Here is a 1,719-nt window from a genome sequence, read left to right on the forward strand (position 1 = left end):
TGGGTCGACATCACCGCCGCGAAGCGCGACTGCAGCACGACGCCGAACACGCGGTGGATCTCTTCCGCACTCGCAAAGCCGGCCTGGTTGCGGTACGGCACCGTGCCCGACGCATCATGCAGGAACTCGACCGCCGTGCCGTTGTGCAGCGCGTGGTTGATCGTGGACGCATCGCAGTTATGCGTCATGTAGCCGACCACCGTGAGCGTGTCGATGCGACGAGCTTCCAGCCACTGAGCCAAGTCCGTCTCCGAATAGGCGCTCGGCAGCAGCTTGCGCAAATAGTGGTCGCGCGGGCGCGAGGCCACTACGGCGTGCAGTTGCCAGCCATCGGTATCGAGGGCGAACAGCGGCGAGCTAGCGGGCGAGGTCTGCTGCACGATGATCACCGGAATGCCTGCCGTATGCGCCGTATCCATGGCGACGCCTATATTGGCGACAGTCTGCTGCGGATCCGGGTATTCGATTGGCAGGCCACCGGTGAAGTATTCGTTCTGGACATCAATGACGATCAGGGCGCGCTTCGGGGTCGCATTGGCAGTCACGGCAAGACTCCTCATGGTGGGTTTGGAGCGGGCATCGCGTGAGCCCGTGGACAGCATCTTCGTCCATCGCTATCCTTCCCGATAGTGGCCCGAAAGAAATTAATCGACGAAATCGGGCCAAACTGAGCGGAGGTACCGTGCAACCCAAGGAAATTGCCGTTCTGGCCTTCAACGACATCAGCCCGTTCCACCTCTCCGTGCCGTGCCTGGTGTTTGAAGACCGCATCTGGGCAGGCCTGCCCTCATACAACCTGCGGATTTGCGCGGGAGAGCCTGCAAGGAAAGGCGGCTTGCGCACCACCGCCGGGTTTGCCGTGCAGACTGACCTGACGCTGGAAGACGCCGCCCGCGCCAACGTGCTGGTTGTGCCGTCGTGGCGCGACCCGGAAGAGCGCCCGCCCGTGCCCATGGTGAATGCGGTGCGCGACGCATACGAACGCGGGGCTACGGTGGTCGGCCTGTGCCTGGGTGCGTTCGTGCTGGCAGAGGCGGGGGTGCTCGACGGCCACGAGGCGACCACGCACTGGAGCGCGGTCGAATCGTTCTCGCGACGCCATCCGCGCGTCAAGCTGGTGCCCGACGTGTTGTATGTAGATGCCGACGATGACCGGCTGGTGACGTCTGCCGGCACGGCCGCGGGCCTGGACTGCTGCCTGCACCTGGTGCGCCGCTGGCACGGTGCGGAGGTGGCCAACCGGATCGCGCGGCGGCTGGTGGTGGCCCCGCATCGGCAGGGTGGGCAAGCCCAATACATCGAGCAGCCGCTGTACGACGCACCAGGCGGCGATCGTTTATCGGATCTACTGAACTGGGCAGTGGCCAACCTGGCCGAGCCGCACACGCTCGACTCGCTGGCCGAGCGTGCTGCCATGAGCCGCCGCAATTTCACGCGACGTTTTCGTGAGTTGACCGGCACGACGGTTGGGCAGTGGCTGCTCGGGCAGCGCTTGGCCTATGCGCAGCGCATGTTGGAGACCACGCGCCACCCGGTGGAAGCGGTTGCGCAACTGTCGGGCTTCGGTAGCACGGTGTCGCTTCGCCAGCATTTCAGCAGGGTATTTCGCACATCGCCCAGCGCTTACCGCGCGTTGTTTGCGCGGACCTGACGAGATCAATTGAAGGCTTGATGGATTCACGGTCGCAGCGGCCGGCGCCGGCGACGGTCGACGCGGGG

The 1,719-nt window shown here is 64.9% G+C and carries 2 protein-coding genes; one reads left to right on the forward strand and one right to left on the reverse strand.

Going from position 1 to position 1,719, the window contains the following annotated elements:
• Positions 1-545: cysteine hydrolase family protein (locus ABQJ48_RS37665; RefSeq protein ID WP_367842914.1), on the reverse strand; the 545-nt coding region annotated here is incomplete at its 3' end.
• A 137-nt stretch (positions 546-682) separates the two neighbouring features.
• Here ABQJ48_RS37665 and ABQJ48_RS37670 point away from each other — a divergent pair.
• Positions 683-1,651: a GlxA family transcriptional regulator gene (locus ABQJ48_RS37670; protein ID WP_367842915.1), complete on the forward strand. Its 969-nt coding sequence runs from the start codon at positions 683-685 to the stop codon at positions 1,649-1,651.
• The last annotated feature ends 68 nt before the right edge of the window (positions 1,652-1,719 follow it).

The organism is Paraburkholderia suaedae, from assembly GCF_040812055.1.
In the GTDB taxonomy this organism is placed as follows: Bacteria; Pseudomonadota; Gammaproteobacteria; order Burkholderiales; family Burkholderiaceae; genus Paraburkholderia.